Source organism: Verrucomicrobiota bacterium (genome assembly GCA_016200005.1).
In the GTDB taxonomy this organism is placed as follows: domain Bacteria; phylum Verrucomicrobiota; class Verrucomicrobiia; order Limisphaerales; family PALSA-1396; genus PALSA-1396.
In genome coordinates this window covers 38,149-54,876 of sequence record JACQFP010000068.1, presented here as the reverse complement: position 1 = coordinate 54,876, position 16,728 = coordinate 38,149, and the positions used below count along the sequence as shown (strand labels likewise).

The window sequence follows — 16,728 nt, the reverse complement described above, 5'->3', positions numbered from 1 at the left end:
TACGCGGTTTCTATTACCTGTTTCGAGTCCTCTTGCCAAGGGCGTGCGAAAAATAACCGGATTCATCCATGGGCAACAGGCGCTGTAACGCCGCGACCAATCCGCCGCGATAGACTTTGGGACGATGTTCTCCGGAGGAAAACTTCTCGCCGCGTTTTGGCTTAGATTTCAGCCAATGCAAATAAGCGCGCAGCAAGACCGCCTCCTCCTTGATCTCCCACAGATGCCGGTAAAGCGAGTAACACAATTCGCGGTCGTCCAGTTCGGTCACTTTCGCGAACAACGCCACGATCTCCTGGCACGTCTGGTCGAAACGCGTGAGCGTTTTGCCCCAGCGGTTCGGAGGTGTTCGCAACAGGAATTCAAAATCATTCAACAATTGAGTCGCCCGCTTGCCGGATTCGTATGGCAGATAAAACAGATCGCCCAGCAACTTCAGATCGCGGAGCGTCACGGAGTCTTTCGCACGACTGGCGAACTCCGGCAACCATTCCGTCAACGCTTGTCGAAACGCTTTTCGCGGTTGCCAATCTTTCCCGGCTCGCGCATACAGGCCGAGTGTCCGCAACGGGACAAAGTTCGCAGCGAACTCGCAGTTCGGATTGCTCAGGATGCCGCGGACCTCGGCGCGCAACTGCGGCGGGCGACCGGCGTACGGGCCAAGATAAATCCGGCGCAAATCGTAATCGTTCGCGTGAAGATTGTCCCAGAGGAGCGGCTTGCGCTTCAGGACGGTTTGCAACTCGCGCATGGAGGCCCGGGAAATGGTTTCGGATACAATCTCCGGCCCGGTCCAAAAAATATCAATGTCGCGATCCAATCGTTCGCCGATCTCGCGCAGATAATCGCACTTCTTCACCGCGTGCCCGGCCATGCGACCGCAATAGGGCGTGGGACAAAACCAGAGCCGCGCTGATTCGATCTCGTCGCGCAGCAAATGGAACACGGCGTTCGTGATCTTGCTTTGCGCCTCGGCAAAAGTGGCAAAGCGACCGGCGTCCGCAGCCCTCATTCGATGTGAAATATCGTCGAAGAGGATGGCGAACGAGCGCGCGCCCAGCCCCGCCACCTGTCGCAGCTTGTTCAGCAGCGCAGAAGCATCGACGCCGTATTCGATGTCAAGTCCCGGCGCGATGGCATAAACAAAGTCAATGTTGCGCGCCTGGCAATCGGCGATGAGGCCTTTGAGTTCGGCGGCTTCGGCATCGTCGTATGGTTCCCGCCACAACGCGCGATGTTTGATGTCGTCCTTGGGCGCATACATGTAAGTGTTCATGCCCCATTGTTGCAGCCAGCCGAACAATCGCCGTCGCTGCAGCCCGGTCCACGGGCGGCCATAAAAACCTTCGATCACTCCACAAATGAATGGGTTTGCGCTCATCGTTTGAAAATCAGTTCACTGATGGGAGAGGATTCGTTGAATCAAGCGTTTGTCAAATAATGTGGCGGTTGTATCAACAAACAAGCTATGCGACCGGGGCAGGCGAGTAGAGTTGATCGAGAAATGCGCATCCGAATCCCACGGGGTAATCAGGTAGTGTTCGTTTCATTTCGACAGCAGCTTCAAGTCATTCGCCGCCGCCAGCCGTTTCCGAACCGCCGCCAAATGCTTGGCGCTCTCTTCGTCCGGGAACAATTCGTAAGCTCGTGAATAGTGTACCTCGGCGTTCGTAATATCGTTCATCGCCAAATAGATGGCTCCAAGGTATGCCTGGCCGTAATTATAATTGGGCTGGCGAGCAACCAGCGCCTTGGCCAAAGAGAAAGCTTTCGGGAAATCTTGCCGTCTCACCGCAGACGTGACCTCCGCCCAAGAGTCTGCCTGAGAGGAATTCCGGGAATGTTGATCAACGAGCACAGACAGGGCCGACACGATGACCAAAGCCAGTATCAAGTAAAACATGCGCCGAGTCAGGGAAGTCACCTTACGTAGTTCAGTCAATATCTCTTGATTGATGTCATCGCTCATACGATGTCTTTTGCTTTCAAGTGCCAACGCTGCCCAACATTTCATTTGAGCAGAACGGTATGCGTGGGCTGATGCACGGGTGACTTGTTCCAGTCTCTCTTTATCATGTGTTCACAACACCAGACTTGCGATTTTCCATCAAGAATTATTCGAGCAGGTTAAGGGTTCAGCACGACTGCTGCCGGTGCAGTTCAGGCGAGAAACCGCGCTTGATGCAAGATGCCGGTTTCTACGTCTGGCGGGACGCCCGCCGCTACGACGTTTCAAACCAGAGCTGGCTTGCGACGGTTACCTTTTGATTTGCTTGTGCAATTCAATTTCATTGAGAGCGTCGCTGATGATTGCCAGCGCTTTGTCCATCTGCGGCTTCGTGATGGTCAAGGCGGGCGTCAGGGTGAGGATGTTGCCCATCGTCAGTTTGAAATTCAGCCCCTTGCTCAACGCGTGATACATCACTTGCTCGGCTTCATCGGCGGCGCGTTCCATCGTCTTCCGATTGTTCACCAGCTCGATGCCCATCAACAGACCCAATCCGCGCACGTCGCCGATCAACGGGTGCTTTTTCATCATGCCACGCATCTGGTCCCCGGCGTATTTGCCAAGCCTGGTGGCGTTCTGCAACAAACCCCCGCTTTCGATGACTTCAATGGTTGCCAGAGCGGCGGCGCAAGCGACCGGATTTTTTTCGTGCGTGTAATGGCCGAGCGCCTTGTGCGCCATCGCCTTGTTCAAATCCGCGCGCGCGATCAACGCCGCCAGCGGAAAAATGCCGCCGCCCAGCCCTTTGCCGATCACGAGCATGTCGGGAACGACATCGAAATGTTCGCAGGTGAACATTTTTCCCGTGCGGCCGAGGCAATGCGGAATTTCGTCAAGGATCAACAACGCGCCGTGCTTGTCGCAGGCAGCGCGGACGCGTTTCCAATAATCGGGCGGTGGAATGAACGGCGTGCTGCGGACGGTTTCGCCGATGACCGCAGCGACATCGCCTTCTTTCTCCAGCACATACTCGATGTAGTCGGCGCATTTGAGATTGCAGGCGTCACCGCACTTGAACGGGCAATGACGATTGTCCGGCGGCGGAACGTGTTCGCATCCGGGCAGCAACGGGCCGATGCCGCTGCGGAAAATCGCCTCACCACCAACCGAAATGGCATCGAGCGACGCACCGTGAAAGGAATCCCACATCGAAATGGTTTTGAAGCGACCGGTAGCCACACGCGCCAGCTTCAACGCCATGCCAATGGCGCTGGTGCCGCCGGGAGCGAACAACACTCGGTTCAAATTTCCGGGTGCAAGCTCAGTGAGTTTCTTCGCGAGCTTGATCGCCGGCAGGTTGGTGTAGCGTCGGGTGCAAAAAGAAAGCTCCTTCATTTGCGCCGTGATGGCTTCGATGACGCGCGGATGACTGAAGCCGACCTGGTGAACGTTGTTGCCGTGAAAATCCAAGAGCTGCCGCCCTTGCAAGTCTTCTACGCTTGCGCCGTTGCAACTCTTCAAAACATTCAGGCAGGGAGTGGAGAGTGATTGATGCAGAAAATATTTCGCGTCCTCTTCCAACCAGTGGCGCGTTTCGGCGTTGATATGTTTCGCCGACCACGATTTACGTTGCGGCGAGATGTTCAAGTCGCCTTCCGATTTTAGATGGTCGAACGAATCATTCATGGCTTTCAGGATGGCAGCGTAGCCGGTTTCGCCGTCGGCAGGCAATTCATTGCTTTGATGAAGCCTTCAATCCGTCGCATCCGGGCAACGCCACCACAGCTTGCTGCAGCCGCAACACCCTAAAGGGCGGACACCAAACAGAGCCGCGACAGTTCGGTGTCCACCCTTTAGCCGTAACGATGCAGTTGAACACGCCCCTCACCCCGGCCCTCTCCCCGTCCGACGGGGAGAGGGTGAAACTCCGGCGACGTTGCGGCGAATCACCGAACGGTGCGTGTCGTCCGTACGCGGGAATGCGTTCCCTCTCCCCATCCGATGGGGAGAGGGTGAGGGTGAGGGGTTCGTCGGTCTGCATCGTTACGGCTTAGGGTGTTCCTACCCCTGCCGCACAGCGGGCGGGTTACTTCTTGCCGATCCGGTAGAGATGGCTGTCCGTCCGCAGATAGATGGCTTGGTCAACGATGGCGGGGGTTGCCACCACCGTGCCTTCAAGCTGATTCTCCGCGAGTTTCTCAAACTTCTTGTCCGCCTTGACGACCGTGCACTTGCCTTCCATGCCAAAGAAATAAATTCGCTCCTCGGCCAACAAGGGCGACGCGAGGTGCTGCTGGTTCAGCCGCTCCTGCCAGTACGCCTCGCCATCTTTGGTATTGGCGCAGTTCGCCATGCCGTCGTCCGAGGTCCAATAAAGCGTGTCGTTTTGTAGCAGAGGCGAGGACATGACGGGCACCTGGCGCAACGTCTTCCAGATGGCGTGAGTCGTGGTGACGTCGCCTTCGCCATCGGCGCGGAACGCGCAGAGTTGCGGCTTCATGCAGCCGGTGCTGAAGTAGGTCACGCCATCGGCGAACACAGGGCACGAACCGATTGAAAATCCATTGCCGTGGCGCGCCCGCCAGAATTCCTTGCCGGTGGCGGGGTTGTAGGAAACGACCCAATGCGCTCCGGGCGAAATCAACTGCGTATGGCCCGCTGCGTTGACGAGCAGCGGCGTAACAAATGATTTCTTCAAGTTGCCACTTGAAGCGTTAATCGGTGGACGCTCGGTACGCCAGACTTGATTGCCTGTTTTTGTGTCGAGCGCGGCGAGGTATTGGGCGTCACGACCGTCGCGCACGAGCACAAGCAGGTTCTGATAAAGTACCGGCGAACTGCCCGGCCCGACCTGGTGATCCACGGGCAATTGAGTTTTCCAAATCACTTTGCCCGTTCTGGTGTCCACGGCGGCGGTGCCGAAAGTTCCAAAGTCGCAATAAAGTCGTTCCGCTTCCACGACTGGCGTTGGTGTCGCCCAACTGTTGAACCAGTGGACCGGTGCAGGCTTGTCCACATCGAAGAGTTGCATTCGCCAGAGGATTTTTCCGTTGAGCGCGTCGAGGCATACCGCTTCGAGCGAGACATGTTCCGCCGTCTGCATATCGTCGCCTTCGATCTTCTTCCGCACGACGCCTTGTTCAACCGCCAGTGTCAGCCAAATACGGTCGCCTATCACCACAGGCGATGACCGGCCGCGCCCGGGCAGGCTGACTTTCCAGGCAATGTTGTTGGTCTCGCTCCATGTTACGGGGACATGCTCGGCGGAGCTTGAACCGTCACCGCGCGGGCCGCGAAACTGCGGCCAGTTGGGTTCACCTGCGGTGAGGCCGCTTACGAATAAGGCAAGGAATGCGGTTGTCAGAAGTCGGGACATGGCAGCTCTAATTTCGCGCTCAAGGTTTCTCGCCGCGCGCGAGGCGACCGTTGACGTCTTCGATGACCGCTTCAATGTCGGCGAGGCTGTCAATGACGTAGTGCGCGCCGGCTTTGCGCAAGATTTCGCGCGTCTGTTCCAGGCGGCGTTGGATCTCCTGCTTGGACAACGTGGCTTCTTCCTCAAGCGAGTTGATGTTCATGTAATTGCTGTAGCGCGCCACGCCCACGGCCCAGCAACCGGCGTTCAAGCCTTCACCGACGCCGCTGATCGTGTCATCCACCTTGATCACGGATTCGATGGGCCAGGCGTCCAGCAGATCAAGGTTGCGGTAAACCATAAAGGGTCGCGGGCGCGCGCCGTGCACCACTTCGTCGCCGGCAACCGACGCGTCGGGCACGTAGCCCTGTTTCTTCGCCGCTTTCTCCAGGACATCCACCATCGGGCGCGTGAAGCCCGTGGAACTGCCGATCTTGATGCCCTTCGCCTGAAGTCGCTTGATGACGTTGGCTACGCCGGGCAGCAACTTGGTGTACTTCGGCAGACAGGCCAGTTGCGCCGGAACAAAATCCGTGAACATGCGGTCCACGTCAGCTTGATTCGGATACTTGCCGTGGACGCCCTTCCAACGCTCGCGGATGACAGGGTCTTCCGTCAGCGCCTTGATGTGCAGGTCTTTTCGCAGCCCCATTGGCCCGCGGGCTTCCTCCATTGAAATTTCGACCCCTTGGTTCTTAAACACCTCGACAAACACCACCGCCGGGGCGATGACGTAGGCGTCGGCCGTGGTGCCGCTCCAGTCGAGGATGAGGGCGGAGACTTTGCCCCGGTAGCTTCGCTTGAAAACAAAATTGGCATTGGCGCTCATGGAATTTCTATTCGTTCGGTTGTAGTTGATCGGTGCATTTACAGTTTCTGCAAATGTGCTCGCGAAAGATCAACAGTGGAGATCATAGATTCAAGGTCAATCCGCATTTTTTGAGGGCCAACCGCCCGGCTGTCGCGAACAAGGAAAGGGTAACTTACGCCAGCGGGAAGTGCCTGCACAGCTCGCTCTCGGAAGCCGGCGTTCATTTGTTCATCTGCAACCCCATCTCTTTCACCGTTTCGCCGATGGCCAGCAAAAGGGCGCGGATGTCGGATTCAAAGATGCGCCCGATGTTACCGATGCGAAACGTGTCCGCCTGACTGATTTTGCCTGGATAGATGATGAAGCCTTTGTCGCTCAACCGCCGATAAAATTCGTTGAACGTGAACTTGGGATCATTCGGAAAATAGAACGAGGTGATGATGTAGCTCTGTAATGTTGGATCGAGAAAAACCCGGAAGCCAATTTTTTTCATCCCTTCCACGAGCACCTCGTGATTGCGATGATACCGAGCGCCGCGCGCGGCGACGCCGCCTTCCTGATCCAGTTCGCGCAATGTCTGGTCGAAAGCGAGAATTGAATGCGTTGGTGGCGTGTAACGGAATTGCCCGCTTTTCTCAAATGCTCTCAACTGACCGACCAGATCGAGGCTGAGACTGCGTCCGTGTCCTTCGTTGGCGAGTAGTGACGGACGACGGGCAATAACGAAAGTGAATCCAGGCACCCCCTCGATGCACTTGTTGGCGGACGAGATGAGAAAATCGATTCCAGCCGCGGCAAAATCGATAGGCATCCCCCCAAAACTGCTCATTGCGTCCACGATGTAGGCGCGACCGTGTTGTTTGACAATTTGGCCGATCTCGTTGATTGGATTCAGAATCCCAGTGGTAGTTTCGCAGTGAACCACGGCGACGTGGGTGATTGATCTGTCCGCAGTCAAAGTGCGTTCGAGCGCAGCGGGATCATTCGGCGTGTCCTCGGGCGTGCGGAGAACGACGTGATCAATTTTCGCCTGTTGGAGCATCAGCACGATGCGTTCGCCGTAAGCGCCGTTGGCCAGGACAGCGACCTTGCCGTTGGGCGGAACGCAGGTGGCGAAGACCGCCTCCACGCCGAACGTGCCGCTGCCTTGAAGGAGAACACATTCGTAGCCGGCTTCGCGCGAAACACCGGCCAGGGCGAGCAGTGTTTCACGCACGCGCGCAACCACGGCGTTGAACTCGAAATGCCAGGAGCCGGCGTCCCGCAGCATCGCCTGTTTGACCGTGAGGCTGGTGGTCAGCGGGCCGGGCGTAAAAAGGAGTTTGTCCTTCGCGGTCGGGAGTGATGAAGCGGCGTCCATTATTCCAGCTAGGCAGTGGTCAGCGGGAGACTTTGAAGGCGTCCATTACTGGTTTGCCAATCCAGCATTCGGGCGGACGCAGTCCGAAAATGTAGGCGACAGTAACGGCGGTGTCGTAAGTGTTGACCGGTCTTTTGATTTCCCTGCCGACGGCAACACCAGGGCCGACGATGATCCACGGGATTTCAATTTCAGCCATCGTTGCACCGCCATGACCCTTACCAACTCCGCCGTGGTCAGCAGTGATGAGGAGGATGGTTTGTTTCCAGATGTTGGCGTCCTTCAACCCTTGAATCACTTCTCCGATCAATTTGTCCGCCACCTCCACTGACGCAAAATATTCCGGCGTGCCGTGGCCAATCTGATGGCCGACATGATCCACGTGATCGAGGTGGATGAATGTGAACGTCGGTTTCTTCTGGCGAATGTACGCCACGGCATGTTCCACGGCGTTCGTCGGCCCGTCGCTGTCCTCGATCATGTCTGCTGCCTTTCTTTCAAACAATCGCCCGAAGCCATCCCAGTCGTGAAAACAGGCGATGACCGACTTCGGTCGTTGGTCGCGCAGCAAACCAAAGATGGTGGGAAAAATTCCGCCCGAACCAACGGCGATGGGGGTGATGTCGAATTTGTTCGTCTCCCAATCGTTGGAAGTGACGCCGTGTTGCTCCGGTCCCGCGCCCATGATCATCGAAGCCCAGTTGGGGCTGCTGGAAGTCGGCATCACGCCGCGCGCGTGCAAAGTGTAAGCGCCCTCCTTCATGAGTTGGCGCATCACAGGCGTCTTTGCCTTCAACACTCCGTTCGGACTCATCCCGTCGCAACCGATTATGACGACGTGCTGCACGCCTGCAACTTCGCCGTGGGCCGTAGTTGTGAATCCAAGGGTGGAAAAGGCGGTGAGTATCAAGATGGGTAACGACTTCAGCTTCGGGTAGAGTCTTTTCATGATCAATCCAGTCTTTTCAGGGCCGCGGGAAAGGAAGCCATAAGAGACAACTGAACACAAGCACAACCCGCCTCTGTCTTCTCACATTGAAAAGCGACGCGTTTATGAGATCAGAACCGCTTCCCTCCGGTGGCGGCCTGGCGTAATTTTACGCGTAACTCGTACAATTCCTTGGAGTCGAGTTTGGGGTTCGCCGCCAGTACTTGATTGATTTGCTGGAACAATTGTCCGGCCGCTTCTCGTTGCGGTGGCGTAAGCTCGCGGCCCGTCAGCACCGGGTTCAATGCCCGCGCCATGTCCGTGTAATCTCCCGCCTTCAGGCTTGCGGTGGCAGCAGCGATGGCCTCCTTGACTTCCGGCTCCGATGACTGAAATGACTGTTCCAAGGATCGGCTGGCGTCAACGCGGGCTTCCTTCTGGCAAGCGAGAAGGCCAAGGGCGCATCCCGCAATCCCCAGGCAAAAGAAGACGTTCGCCAATTTCATCATGGCTCACCAGACCCTTTCAGTTATTTGTAATAATAGGGCGCCCGCGAGTGGCCTTCGTTCGGCTGCCAGGGCGAATCATTCAGCTTTTGATCCACAAGGCCCCAATCGAGACTCGAGGTCTGCTTGTTCTTCCGGTATTCGGCGTGGCCGTCGCAGGAGACCAGATTGCCACCCTGCTCATGGAGGTTGTTATAATGCTCGCGTCCTGGCGGCCCGCTCCATTCGGAGGAACTGGAGGCGGTCCACGTATGCCATTGCGTGTAGGCGTCGGCGCTGTTTGGCCGGTTGATATCTTCCGGTTCAAAACCGGAAAGGTTCATCAACACGTAATGCTCCTGGATGAATACAGTCCGCGCCGGAACACGGACCTTGTCCACTCCCTTGTTAAGAACCAATTGGCTGAGGATCAAATCAGTGGCACTGTACACGCTCGGCGCGTAAGTTGGCGTTTTCATTGGCTTGGCGGCGGGACAAATATAAACCTGCGGCCGGCCAATGGGGTCCTTGACTCCCACATACTGCTTGAACAGTTTGAGCGGGTTGTCGGGCGCAAACGGGCTGTTGAAGTCAGTGATGTCATCCACGCCCGGATTTAGAATCTTTCCGTAATCCGTGGTGTACATCTGGGAAGCAAACCCGACCTGGCGCGCATTGTTGAGACAAGCGATGCGTTTTGCCTTTTCCTTGGCCTTGCTCAACGCGGGCAACAACAGCCCGGCGAGAATGGCAATGATGGCAATGACCACCAGCAGTTCGATGAGCGTGAAGGCGCTCGGGCACACAGCACTGTCGGTTGCAACTGTACCGAGAACTTGCCTTTGATTTGACAGTTCCATACGCGGGACCACTCAGGCCTGTGAATTACAAGATGATTCGCATTTCAACGCCTCCATGTCAATGTCGCTGTGAAGTTGGCTCACCATTCCTGCACATCCTCGCCCTGGCACCGTAACGCAGGCGTCCCCGCCTGCGAGTTCTGGCCGCGTCTCGCGGCCAAGCCCGGTCCACGGGGCGCGGACGCCCCGCAAACCCGCAGCCGAGGACGGCTGCGATACGTGCTCGGGCAGCGTGCGATCCTTGGGTTGCAGCCAGACCGCGCCATGACATTATCCTGCGCATGTTCACCACAAACGAAACTTCAATCATGAAAACAATTATTCTGCTAACGTCCACGATGATGTTGTTTGCCTCTGCCGTAATCGCCGATGAAAATCTCGACGCGCTCAAGCGGGACGTCGAAGCATTGAAGAAGAGAGTCGCGGCGTTGGAGGAGGGCAACGCCAAACTCAAAAAGCAAATCGATGTCGAACGGTTGATCGTGAGGAAGGAATTGATCGTGTCCGATAGCGGCCAGCCGTGGGAGAAGGGATTTGAAGCGCAGGCGATTCCTCGCGGCATCTATGCGCGCTCGCTGTGGGATGGACCGGGAGGGCTGTGGGTCCGCAGCCGGTTGATCAAGGGAGAGATTGATGATCCATTCGACGACCGGTTTCATGCCCTTGAGAAAGATGGCAGCGTGCGAGGCTCGCCGGGGCACATCTCATGGAACGTCTGGATCGATGGCGCGTGGCGACAAATGGCGATCATCCAAGGCGAGGGCCTTGAGCCTTCCCAAATGCCACCAAAGGAGTTGACGGGCGGAAACCATCCCGGACGGCTCCGCTTTCAGACCTACCGGCCACGACACAACGAGCCGCTGACCGATGCACTGATCGGACAGGGGATGATGTCCCTCGGCGGCGGCGGTTATGGCGGCGGTGGATTGCCTTATCCCAAAGATGTCCTGCAACTCTGGGGTGGCGAAATACATCAAGCGATGATTCCGACTCCCGCCGCACCCACGGTGATCAGCGACGATGGTTCGGGCGAACATAAATATGCGATAATTGCCGTTGGCGTCCAAGGTAGTCGCACGGCTGCTTCACCCGCCACAAAAGCCAAAGGACTGGCGCGACTCCGCTGGGACAGCGTTGCCGGCGCCGATGCCTATATGGTTGTCCGCGACGGTAAAGAAGTCGCCGGCCCATTGCGGATCGAGGGATCGCAGAAGGAATGGACGGACAAGGCTGTACGATGACAACACGAAACTCAAAAAATCAAATCGATGTCGAACGGCTGGTTGTGAGGAGGGAATTGACCGTGTCCGACACCGGCCAGCCTTGGGAGGAGGGATTTGAAGTCCATCAAATTCCCCGGGGCTACAGTGCTGGGACTGTCTCGGTAATATTGGCGCCCGCCCGGAGTTGACCGAGCAGCTCGCGCCGCGCCTGCTCATAGCGGGACTGCATTTCGGGCTCTGGACTCGGGACCACGGCTGCTTTTTTGACGACCAGGTTCTGTTGCAGCATCTGCGCAGACAGCAGCCGTTTCTCAAACTCCAGTTGCGCTGCGCCGACTGAACTCCACGAGATGCCCTGCTTCTTGTATTCCTCCAATGTGGCCGCGTGGTCCTGCGCGATCTTGTCCAACCGCTGCTGTTGCTGCGGAGTCAAACCTACCGCCTGACGGCCGGCCTCCTGGAACACCAGCTCGGCCTCGATGGCCCGCTCCAATCGGGACTGATACTGCTCCGGCGTCATGCTCTTTTCCGTCTCGCCGGGCTGCACCGGGACCAGGTCTTTGAGTTGGATCAGCTTGCCGTTGACCCGGCCCAACACCTGGGTGGCGCTCACCCGCATCAGATTGACGGATTGAATGGGGGTCGCGGGCAGAGCCACACCAGCGGGTCTGGCCGGCGTGGCCACGGGAGCAGCCACCGGCTTCGCCACCACGCGGTCCACTGGGGACGACGCCAGCGGTGCCGAGGCTTCAACCGGTTGAGGGCTCTCCACCGCGGCTTCAGTCGAATGTGGTTGACGGCCTCGAAAAACAAGCGCCGCCAGCACGAGCGTGGCGACGACCACCACTGCCAACAACATTTTTGAAATTTTCATCTGGATGTTTTTTATTTATCCGTCTGACGCGGAAGGCCCCGCCAGCGATGTCGCGCACGGGGCCTGTTGATCTTCCATAATGCCACCCGCCGATGCGTGGCACTTGCGGCAGGTTCGGTTTACTTCGCCTGCACGGGAATCATTTCGGAACGCGACTCGCCGGTGCTGGTGTCAGTGACCGTCACCTGCAGCAGATAACATTTGGTGGTCTGCGGCAGCTTCTTGGTGTCGAGATTGAATTTTAAGTGGCCATCAATCTTGTCCATGATCCCGCCGGCTTCGCCAACGCCATTGTAGTCGATCGCCAGGGCGTTGCCGTCGGCCACGCCGTCGCAGTTCGAATCGCCAAAGACCACGACCTTGCCGATGACGTTCGCGTTTGCCGTCACATCCGCGCTACAGCCCTGCGCATGGATCTGGATCGGAATGGTGCTGCCCAGCTTGAAGCGATACTTGAGCGTGCCGCCGGCGCTGGGATCGGTGTCTTCGCTCGCGCCGTTGCGGGCCAGCGGCTGGTGCCAGACGATGCCGTCCCCGGCAAACAGATTGTTCACCGTGATGGTCTGCTGGCAGGTGGCGGGGTTGCCACTGGTATCCTTGACCGTGTAAGTGCGGGTGACGATGGTCGGGCAAAGGCCGGCCACGGAATCCGAACTGGTCATCGCCGGGGCGAGGCCGCAGTTGTCGGAAACGGCACCGCCCTGACTCTGGAACTCTGTCACAGTAGTGGCCGCCGCCGGCACGCCGCCAAACGGAACCGAAACCGCTGGCAGACAGGTCGTGATGACGGGCGGGGTGTTATCCCGCACGGTCACAGTGAAAGTGCATTGATGAACGATCGTGCCGCAGCCATTGGCTTCGGTGCAAGTGACCGTGGTTGTGCCCACCGGGAAGAACGAGCCGGAAGCCGGGCTGCAGTTGGCACAGTCGCTCAGCGGTTCGACCTCGGATGCGAAGTAATTGTCAAAGGTCACATCCGTGACTCCCAAGCCCCCAGAGTTGTCATAGACGACCAAACCGCTATAGCCGCTGGTGTAGGTGGCGTCGGTGCCGGTGATGGTGAGCACGGGGGTGCAGATGTTGGGTAATTCGTAGATTCGCCCTTCCAAATGAGGCCCTTTTCCGATGAACACAAACCGGTAGTCCTTTGCAGGATCCAGGTGAATGCCGGCTGATGAAACTCCGCTGCCACCTTCATTGAAGACTCGTGAAAGGACCACGAAACCGCTGGTCGGGGTGACTCCACTTCCACGTGCATTGCCACGATCATAGTAAAACGCATAACCCCGGGTGGTGTAATGCCCCGGTGTGCTGATCCGTGCCAGGAGGCCGAAAAGTTGTCGCGTGTCCTCTTTCCAGTCCACCAGATCGACGCTGAGATAGAAGTCGCTGTAGGTGACATCCTCCCTGAGGCTCTCTACGCGGCCGGGCTCATTGGCGTTGCCGCTTGGAGTCGTTGTCTGGAAGCGATAGCCGCCGTTGGGAAAGGTGAACACTGCAGGCACCGTCCCCGGCGAAAGCCGCGTCCAGCCGTCATCGTTCCCGTCGTTGAAGTCGTCTGATTGGCTCTGAACATTGCGGTAGTTCACGATAGCACCACACTGGCCGGGATCGTTGCCAACGGTGATATCCTTCGGGCAGGCAACCGGCGGCGGGTCGGTCTCGGTAACCGTGACGGTAAACGAGCAAGAGGTCACCACGTTTCCGGAGCCATCCGTCGCAGTGCAGTTGACGCTCGTGCTCCCGACCGGGAAGAAAGAACCTGATGCAGGCGAGCAGGAAATCGTCACACCCTGGCAGCCGCCGGAGAGGCTGGGACTCACAAAAGTGACCACGGCGCCGCACTGCCCCTTGTCATCGCACACCGTGATATTACCGGGACAAATGAGCGTGCAAGGATCGCTACAGGCCGCTTGAATGTGGAAGATGGCGTGAGCTTGAGCCACTTCGAAAGTGTCGCCAGTGTCTCCGCCGGAAGGATCACCCCCTTGGAGAATGTGTGAATCCGAGAGGAGCGGCGTGCCGGTCTCCTGTGATGGAGACGCGTGAATGTCGCGGAAAACCCCCGAGTGGATGTCCTTGTCAAAAACTCGATAGTTGATGTCCAGACCGGCGGACTTTCCGATGATGGACAGAAGCAAACCATTGTCCGGTCCGTTGCAAACCTTGTTCCAACCGCCGTAATTGCTGCTCTCATCTCCGGCCTCCAGCCTGAAAGAAGCCCCTGGAGCCAGAACATAACCAACTCCGGTTGTATCATGGATCTCTTGGTGACCATAAGAGCCAAAACCAGAAACGCCATCCAACCGCAATTCACCCACGAACGGTGCCGGCCCGTTGTTCTTGATGATAACGAAGCCGGCATCTGGATTGGCACAATACCCTGGCTGCCCTGAACTACTGCAGCCGCCAAACTCATAACCCACTGTGACTTGGAGGTCGTATCCGCAGGCGTCCGCCGGGAAGGATCGCAGCGTTTGCGAGAACTCGGAAGTGTTGCCGGCCGGATCGGTGGCGGTGGCTGTGATGATCTGACCAGCGGCCGGCGGAAGGGGTAGGGTGACGTTAAAACTCGCATTGCCGCTAGGGTCGGTGGTAACGGTGGCAGCACCGAGGTAGGTTTCGCCTTCGCCGTAACCAGAAGCATGCGCGACATGGTTGGCGTAGAAGTCGAGGGTGAAGGTCGTGTTGGGCGTGCTGTTGAGCATGCCCTGAATCTGAACATTTCCGGGCGAGGTCGAGGCGGAAGTGATTGTCGGGAAGTTTTGGAGGTTGTTCGGCCCTGTGTCAGCGTCGCCGACATCATTGGGAGTAACCCCTAGCCCGCTGCTACTTAGATCGAGCCCCAAGAGTGAAAACGAAGATGGATCCGAGAGTCCGTTGTCGAAAATGGAATTGCCACGGATGGAGTTCCTCACCGCCGCATCTCCAGTCACCCAGATACCATAATAGAGGCTGTGGGCGATGCGGTTGGCGGTGGCTGGTTCGGATCCACCGATGGCGTTGTCAGACGAGTTGTCGATCGTCATGCCGACAGTGTTGGCCAGAGGGAGGGTGCCTGTGATGTCGGTGCCGATGAGGTTGCCTTGCACCCGAGTTCCAGTGACCCCCGCCCCGTTCAAATACAAGCCACCGGCGTAGCCACTCGGAAGGTTGTTGCCGGAGATGAGATTTCCGGCGCCTGGCTCGACACCGCCGATGGAAGTTCCGGCGGCAATTCCCAGGTAAACGCCGGCACCGTTGCCCAGCGCCACTCTGCCGCTGACGTCAGTTCCAATAAAGTTGCCTTGGACTTTGTTGTCGGAGCCGCTGATCCACACGCCAACGCCGTTTCCAGAGATGACATTGCGCGCACCAAGAGGGAGGCCGCCAATCAAGTTGTTCGCCCTGCCTTGAATCATGATTCCTTGGGGTTGTCCGAACAGACCTCGGGTACCGGTGATGTCGGTGCCGATGAAATTGCCCTGAACCGCATTGTGGTCCGCACCATCCCCTACCATATTGACACCGGAATTCCCGTTGCATGAAATGACATTCCGCGCCTCCGAGATCGTCCCGCCAATCAGGCAATCTGCCGCGAATGCCAAGAGGATGCCGTCGTCACCATTGCCCAGCGGTTGACTTCCTCCCACGTCGGTTCCAATCAAATTGCTTTGCACGACCTTCCTGGCAGTCCCACCAAGCATCAATCCCGTGTGCTCATTGCCAGAGATCAGATTCCCTTCCCCGGGGCCCGTGCCCCCAACTAGGGCGCCAAGTGCGCCGACCGCGAGATCATACTCGGTCACAACCGCTCCGTGCTGATTTCCAAGAGGGAGCTTGCCCGTTACATCTGTGCCAATCTTGTTGCCTTGGATGACCGCGCCTCCGCGATCTTGGACCCAAATCCCATAGCCTCCGTCCCACCAATTCACCGGGTCGGGTTTTCGGTTTCCGGAGATCAGGTTACCGGCCCCGGGAGCGCCGCCGCCGATGACATTTCCAATAGATTCATAGCCGTCCTGAGTGCCGAAGATAGCGATCCCGGCCTGCAAATTCGGAACCGCGCGGGTTCCGCTGGCGTCGGTGCCAATCAAGTTCCCTTGAATGCGATTCCGGTCACCCGGATCAATGCGAATGCCGAGGAGGTTCCCCGAAATGAGGTTTCGCGCCGCGGGACTGGTTCCGCCAATGAGATTGTCGGATGACAACACGAGTTTCACGGCGGCATCTCCTCCCCACGAAAACGATCCTAGCGGCGGCGACCGCAGACCGTTGCCTTGCGCAATGGATCCAGAGCCGTCAGTGCCAATGATGTTGCCTTGGATGGCGTTGCCCCCATTGTTGCGAAGAAAAATTCCGCTATCCGCGAAGTTGGCGACGACCAAGCCGCGAACCGTCGTGCTTCCGCAGACGATTTCGAGTCCGTAGACGGGCGGGCCTCCCGCGAGGTCATCTCCGGCCAGACTGCCATCCAGAACGATCTTCAGCACTGTGTTGTCGCCCTCGACCATGGTGTTTGGACTGGCCCCCGACTGGGTGTAGCCGTCAACGATCACTGGGTCGGTGATCGTGGGCAGCGCTGAAAGCGGTTGGATTGTGTGCGGCCCTGTGCCGGGGATGTTGAACGCGATGGTATCCGCGCCGAGGTTGAAGTTGGCATTTGTGATGGCCTGGCGTAGCGAGCCAGATCCGCTGTCGGCGGTGGTCGTTACGGTAAAGGTTGCTGCATGGCTGCCGACGCTGAGTACCAACTGTATCAGCGCGCCTAACGACGTTAGACAGAACCAGCGGATTCTTGTTTTGGAAGTTTTCATGAGTTTTCTATTTCTTCTGGGTTATACG

The 16,728-nt window shown here is 57.7% G+C and carries 12 protein-coding genes and 1 pseudogene; 1 reads left to right on the top strand and 12 read right to left on the bottom strand.

What is annotated here, in order from left to right; translation table 11 throughout:
* Positions 1-13 precede the first annotated feature (13 nt).
* The 10 genes and pseudogenes from HY298_23185 to HY298_23140 form a co-directional block, all read right to left on the bottom strand.
* A complete protein-coding gene (locus HY298_23185; protein ID MBI3853165.1) occupies positions 14-1,381 on the bottom strand; it encodes a beta-N-acetylglucosaminidase domain-containing protein in 1,368 nt (455 codons plus the stop codon).
* Positions 1,382-1,546: 165 nt separating this feature from the next.
* On the bottom strand, positions 1,547-1,969 hold the full coding sequence (locus HY298_23180; protein MBI3853164.1) for a hypothetical protein: 423 nt from the start codon (positions 1,967-1,969) through the stop codon (positions 1,547-1,549).
* 288 nt (positions 1,970-2,257) lie between these two features.
* On the bottom strand, positions 2,258-3,634 hold the full coding sequence (locus HY298_23175; protein MBI3853163.1) for an aspartate aminotransferase family protein: 1,377 nt from the start codon (positions 3,632-3,634) through the stop codon (positions 2,258-2,260).
* Positions 3,635-3,680: 46 nt separating this feature from the next.
* Entirely contained in the window at positions 3,681-3,989 is a 309-nt protein-coding gene (locus HY298_23170; protein MBI3853162.1) for a hypothetical protein, read from the bottom strand.
* A gap of 45 nt (positions 3,990-4,034) precedes the next feature.
* A complete protein-coding gene (locus HY298_23165) occupies positions 4,035-5,324 on the bottom strand; it encodes a PQQ-like beta-propeller repeat protein (GenBank protein ID MBI3853161.1) in 1,290 nt (429 codons plus the stop codon).
* A 19-nt stretch (positions 5,325-5,343) separates the two neighbouring features.
* Positions 5,344-6,192 (bottom strand): phosphonoacetaldehyde hydrolase, encoded by an 849-nt coding sequence (locus tag HY298_23160; GenBank protein ID MBI3853160.1) that lies wholly within the window; start codon positions 6,190-6,192, stop codon positions 5,344-5,346.
* A gap of 202 nt (positions 6,193-6,394) precedes the next feature.
* The gene (locus tag HY298_23155; protein ID MBI3853159.1) at positions 6,395-7,534 is read right to left on the bottom strand and encodes a 2-aminoethylphosphonate--pyruvate transaminase; all 1,140 of its coding nucleotides are present in this window, start codon (positions 7,532-7,534) and stop codon (positions 6,395-6,397) included.
* A gap of 19 nt (positions 7,535-7,553) precedes the next feature.
* Positions 7,554-8,483: an alkaline phosphatase gene (locus HY298_23150; protein ID MBI3853158.1), complete on the bottom strand. Its 930-nt coding sequence runs from the start codon at positions 8,481-8,483 to the stop codon at positions 7,554-7,556.
* Between the two features lie 110 nt (positions 8,484-8,593).
* Entirely contained in the window at positions 8,594-8,971 is a 378-nt protein-coding gene (locus HY298_23145) for a hypothetical protein (GenBank protein ID MBI3853157.1), read from the bottom strand.
* Positions 8,972-9,588: 617 nt separating this feature from the next.
* Positions 9,589-9,807, bottom strand: a pseudogene (locus tag HY298_23140) (type II secretion system protein).
* Positions 9,808-10,115: 308 nt separating this feature from the next.
* Between HY298_23140 and HY298_23135 the strand changes: the two are divergent.
* Positions 10,116-11,048 carry a hypothetical protein gene (locus HY298_23135; protein MBI3853156.1) on the top strand — a complete coding sequence of 311 codons (933 nt, stop codon included), beginning with the start codon at positions 10,116-10,118 and terminating at the stop codon, positions 11,046-11,048.
* A 121-nt stretch (positions 11,049-11,169) separates the two neighbouring features.
* On the opposite strand, the gene HY298_23130 is transcribed toward HY298_23135, so the two are convergent.
* Entirely contained in the window at positions 11,170-11,904 is a 735-nt protein-coding gene (locus HY298_23130; protein ID MBI3853155.1) for a hypothetical protein, read from the bottom strand.
* A gap of 119 nt (positions 11,905-12,023) precedes the next feature.
* Positions 12,024-16,700: an HYR domain-containing protein gene (locus HY298_23125; GenBank protein MBI3853154.1), complete on the bottom strand. Its 4,677-nt coding sequence runs from the start codon at positions 16,698-16,700 to the stop codon at positions 12,024-12,026.
* Positions 16,701-16,728: the final 28 nt, after the last annotated feature.